The following is a 4,480-nucleotide window of genomic DNA, read 5'->3' on the forward strand; positions in this document are numbered from 1 at the left end:
TAGCCAGGCTCAATTTAAATGCAGTTTTTCATCGCGCATGTGGATGGGTATATTTTTGCGGCGATACTTTTTATACCACACATAACCTATTGCACCAATAGCAATATAAGGTGCGGCAAGCAAATACATAATACCGTTATTTAAACCATTGGTGGTACCGCTGCCGCTTTTTGCGTTCGACTCGACTGAAACCGTACACATGGCGCACTGCGCTTTAACCGTTTGCACACTGCCCGTCAATATCCCTGCTACAAATAATATAAGTACAAATTTCAAAGCCCTTGTCATGATGTAAAATTAGTTAATTTAAAAGTTATAATAAGGCGATATCATCAAATACACAATAACCCCCGTAACGGTTACATATAACCAAATAGGGAACGCCCAACGCACCAGTTTTTTATGCTTTTCAACCTGCATTTGCAGGCCACGGTAAAAACTCAATAAAATTAACGGTAAAACACCCGCGGCAAGTATAATGTGCGATGTTAAAAGCACGTAATAAAAATAGCGTATGTTTCCTGCTGCGGCAATTTCTTGGGCTGATAGCTGTCCATCGCCATTCAAATCTCCATAGCGTGTCTCAGGTGCCAGGTAATGAAACAGTATATAGGAAACCAGGAATAACGACGACAAGCAAAAAGTTAATATATTGATCCTTTTATGGGCGGCTATATTGCCATTTTTTATCATGTAAAGCGATAACAATAACAATACGCTACACGTTCCATTTAATATGGCATTCAACTTAGGCAAAAAATGTGCGAAGGCTGGTACAGTAGCGGGTGCAGGTATAAGATGCCTGTTTAATATCAATACCACTGCAAATACAAATACAGATATTACAGCTACGAAACGGAATATAAATTTATCAGTCATGTTGTTTTTAATTATTGAATTAGTGATTGAGTGAATTAGTTATTGCCTGTCTACTTTACATAATGCATCTCTAATCTCTAATCTCTAATCTCTAATCTCTAATCTCTAATCTCTAATCTCTAATCTCTAATCTCTAATCTCTAATCTCTAATACAGCGGCTTATCATTTTTACGCAACTCTTCGGTAATAAGCACCTTTATTTCATCAGTAATTCGGGTTATATCATCCGTCATTACGCTCGAATAATATCCACGTATGCGCTTATCGCTATCTACCAATATTAATTGGTTGCTATATATAAAATTGTTTTTACCCAGTTGCAGCGCATCAACCAATAAACCCTTGCGGGCAAATTTATATATGGTTGTGGTATCGCCGGTTAAAAACAGCCTTTGGGCATACACCGGTGTATTTTCATCAGCGTAGCTTTTTAAAGCAGTGCCCTTGTCGCGTTCCGGATCAACACTTACCGAAACAAAATACACCATTTTGTTTCTGCTATAAATAGCTGCCAAACTATCGGCAGCACTATTTATCTTGTTGCTTTGCTCGCCCCCGTTGGTATAAAAAAAGTTGTACACAACTATTTTTTTATCGAACGATGCTAATGATACCGGCTTACCATATTGGTCGGTCAAATTAAAATCGGCCAGTTTATGAAAAATGGTATCGGGTATAAATTGGCCATGAACTTTATGGCCTGTTTTAGCCACTTGCTTTGGCCCGTAAATTGGCAAAGGTTTATACCGGTTCTTTCCTTTTGCGGTAAGCAAATAATATAAAAATCCTGGTAAAGCCAGTATAAGCCCCAGGATTATTATTTTTTTTAGTAACCTAAATTTGCTCATATCCTCAGGTCGAACCAGTGGTGACTTTCATTAGTAAGTACCAGGATCAAACCGATGATGAAGAGTATAGGGACTATTATTGCCAGTATAAGTCCCATTTTTTCGAACTTAAGGTGCATAAAAAAGGCAACAATATAAAAAGCTTTAAACAAGGTTAAAACAATGTATATAGGGTTTGCTATTGCATAAGTTATACCCCACACATGGTGTGGTATAAGCACAAGCGCTATAATAAATTCAACACAGGTAATAGCAGATAATATAAGCGCCACTTTTACTATGCGCCCCTTGGTCATACCTTCTTCGTGAACCTCGCCTTCGCCGTGTATATGTGTAGTTTCTGTTGACATGATAAATCAGGATTTAAATAATTAAACTAAATAGAAAAAGGTAAATACAAACACCCAAACCAGGTCAACAAAGTGCCAGTAAAGGCCAACTTTTTCAACCATTAAGTAGCTTCCTCGTTTTTCATAAGTACCTGCCAAAACATTGATGGTAATGATAATATTAATGATAACCCCGGTAAATACGTGGAACCCGTGAAAGCCGGTTATTGTAAAAAATAGGTTGGCAAACTGGTGGGCCGATGTTTGCTGCGCCGCTAAGCTGGCTGCCGTCCCCTCAAAAAATTCTTTTAAGGTATCAACATTGGTCGGGATCTTTGACCACCAAAAACCTTCGCCATGCAGGTGGTTCCACTCTAAAGCCTGGCAACCTAAAAACATAAGGCCACCTATAACGGTCAATATCATCCAGGTTATAACTTCTTTTCGGGCCATACGGTGACCGGCCTCAACAGCTAACACCATGGTAACTGAACTTAAAATGAGTATAAAAGTCATTATACCGACAAATACTAACGGATATCCATGATCTGCTAAACCGGGAACCGATTGAAAAATTTTATCTGCTCCGGGCCAGGTAACCGCGCTAAAACGCAATGCCCCGTAAGAGATCAATAACGACGAAAAAGTAAACGCATCCGAAAGGAGGAAAAACCACATCATCATTTTACCATATTCCACATTGAACGGAGATCTGCCTCCGGCCCACGGGGTGGTTTTTACTTCATCTATTGGTGATACTGTTGCACTCATTTGTATTGGTATATAGGGTTTTTAATATTGGTTCAAAAGTAAAAAAACATACAGATAAATCCATATAATATCGATAAAATGCCAAAAAATAGAAGACATTTCCATACCGAACAGGTTTTTAACCTGCGGGATGTTCTTATAGCTGCCTCTTAAGGTATTGCCAAGCAGTAATAAGCCTGCAATAATGTGTATCAGATGGCTTAATGTAAACACATAAATAAATGATTGCGCGGCATTGTTATTAATAAAATACACGCCCATATTTATCAATAGGCTCCAGCCATATAACTGAAGGGCAAAAAATATAAGGCCTAAAAGTATGGTGAGCCATAAATAAAGGCGCTGCTTTTCAAATTGCAAACGTGTTGATGCCTTTGAGGCCAGGAACATGGTTACGCTGCTGATCATAATAACAGCGGTGCTAAAACCAAACACACCGGGTAATTTTATATTTATGCCATGCCCTTTACCCCCTACATAAACAATAAACCCGCTGGTTAGCGCCGCAAAAAACATAAACGATGTGAATATGAATATCCACATGTTAAACTTTTTGGGGCCCAGGGCTAATTTATCTTCTTGTTGTATTTGAGCCATCATTTCACTTTCCTAAAAAATCAAATAAAAACATTAACTGCACTACCGGCAAATAAAAAAACGAACCGAACATTAATTTACGCGCGGCCTCAACTTGTAAGGTACGCATAAGGTTAAATGCCTGATACAAAAATATTAAACTGCATACTAATGATACACCGCCTACAAAGTAACCACCGTAACCATATAAAGTTGGTAATAAACTTACCGGCAATAGTATCAAAGTTAAAATAAAAGTCATTACGGCGCTGCCCCTGTCGCGTTTGCCTGTTGGCAGTAAACGGAACCCGGCCAGTTTATAATCGTCATCGAGTACCCAGGCAATGGCCCAAAAATGCGGAAACTGCCATACAAACTGTATACCGAACAATATTAGTGCTATATCATCAATTTTACCATAAGCTGCTACATAACCAATTAGCGGCGGCAAAGCACCCGGTATGGCACCTACAAATACCGCAATGGGCGATTTCTGTTTTAACGGCGTATAAGCAAACGCGTATAATAATATGGAAAATACCGATAGCAACCCGGTTAAAATATTAAGGCTGCCCAAAATATAAGTACCTGATATACCCATACCCAGCCCCAATACCAATGCCTGCCCGGTTGTCATGTGTCCTGACGGGATGGGGCGGTCCTTGGTGCGCTTCATTAAGCGGTCAAGATCTTTTTCAATGATCTCGTTAAAGCAGTTAGCCGCTGATGTTACCAAAAAGCCGCCTACTATAAGCATAAACCAATCATACCATATAATAACACCATTAACCTTGCTGCCAATAAGGTATGATATAGAGGCCGAAAACACCACCAAAAAGGTGAGCCTAAGCTTTATCAGTTTTGAAAAATCGCTCCACCTCATTTGCGTACCTCCTGTAAATTAGCCGATCGATATAAATTCAACAACAAATAAAACTGCGCGCCAAATAAAAGGCTGGCCAGTAATATATGTGTGGCCTGCGCGTAAGGCGGCAATGCCAGGTATGATAATAATATGCCTGTAACTATTTGCAAAATAAGCATTAAAAAAGTAACGCTCATTAATTGTTGCTGTA

Annotated in this window: 7 protein-coding genes and 1 pseudogene; all 8 read right to left on the reverse strand. The window is 39.1% G+C overall.

Features of this window, described 5'->3' with window-relative positions:
* Positions 1–9 precede the first annotated feature (9 nt).
* On the reverse strand, positions 10–288 hold the full coding sequence (locus tag ABI367_RS12515) for a hypothetical protein (protein WP_462228705.1): 279 nt from the start codon (positions 286–288) through the stop codon (positions 10–12).
* 18 nt (positions 289–306) lie between these two features.
* Positions 307–879 (reverse strand): DUF420 domain-containing protein, encoded by a 573-nt coding sequence (locus ABI367_RS12520; RefSeq protein ID WP_462228707.1) that lies wholly within the window; start codon positions 877–879, stop codon positions 307–309.
* A 147-nt stretch (positions 880–1,026) separates the two neighbouring features.
* Positions 1,027–1,728 carry an SCO family protein gene (locus ABI367_RS12525; protein ID WP_462228709.1) on the reverse strand — a complete coding sequence of 234 codons (702 nt, stop codon included), beginning with the start codon at positions 1,726–1,728 and terminating at the stop codon, positions 1,027–1,029.
* A complete protein-coding gene (locus ABI367_RS12530; RefSeq protein WP_462228711.1) occupies positions 1,725–2,078 on the reverse strand; it encodes a cytochrome C oxidase subunit IV family protein in 354 nt (117 codons plus the stop codon). The genes ABI367_RS12525 and ABI367_RS12530 overlap by 4 nt, the downstream gene beginning before the upstream one ends.
* Positions 2,079–2,099: 21 nt before the next feature.
* Positions 2,100–2,828, reverse strand: coding sequence for a cytochrome c oxidase subunit 3 (locus ABI367_RS12535; RefSeq protein ID WP_462228713.1), 729 nt, complete (start codon positions 2,826–2,828; stop codon positions 2,100–2,102).
* A gap of 21 nt (positions 2,829–2,849) precedes the next feature.
* On the reverse strand, positions 2,850–3,428 hold the full coding sequence (locus ABI367_RS12540; RefSeq protein WP_462228715.1) for a cytochrome c oxidase subunit 3: 579 nt from the start codon (positions 3,426–3,428) through the stop codon (positions 2,850–2,852).
* A gap of 1 nt (position 3,429) precedes the next feature.
* Complete coding sequence (cyoE, locus tag ABI367_RS12545) at positions 3,430–4,287, reverse strand: heme o synthase (RefSeq protein WP_462228717.1); 858 nt, start codon at positions 4,285–4,287, stop codon at positions 3,430–3,432.
* Positions 4,284–4,480 (reverse strand): annotated as a pseudogene (locus ABI367_RS12550) (COX15/CtaA family protein); the annotation flags it as partial. The pseudogene ABI367_RS12550 and the gene cyoE, both read right to left, overlap by 4 nt.

The organism is Mucilaginibacter sp. (genome assembly GCF_039935595.1).
Lineage (GTDB): Bacteria > Bacteroidota > Bacteroidia > Sphingobacteriales > Sphingobacteriaceae > Mucilaginibacter.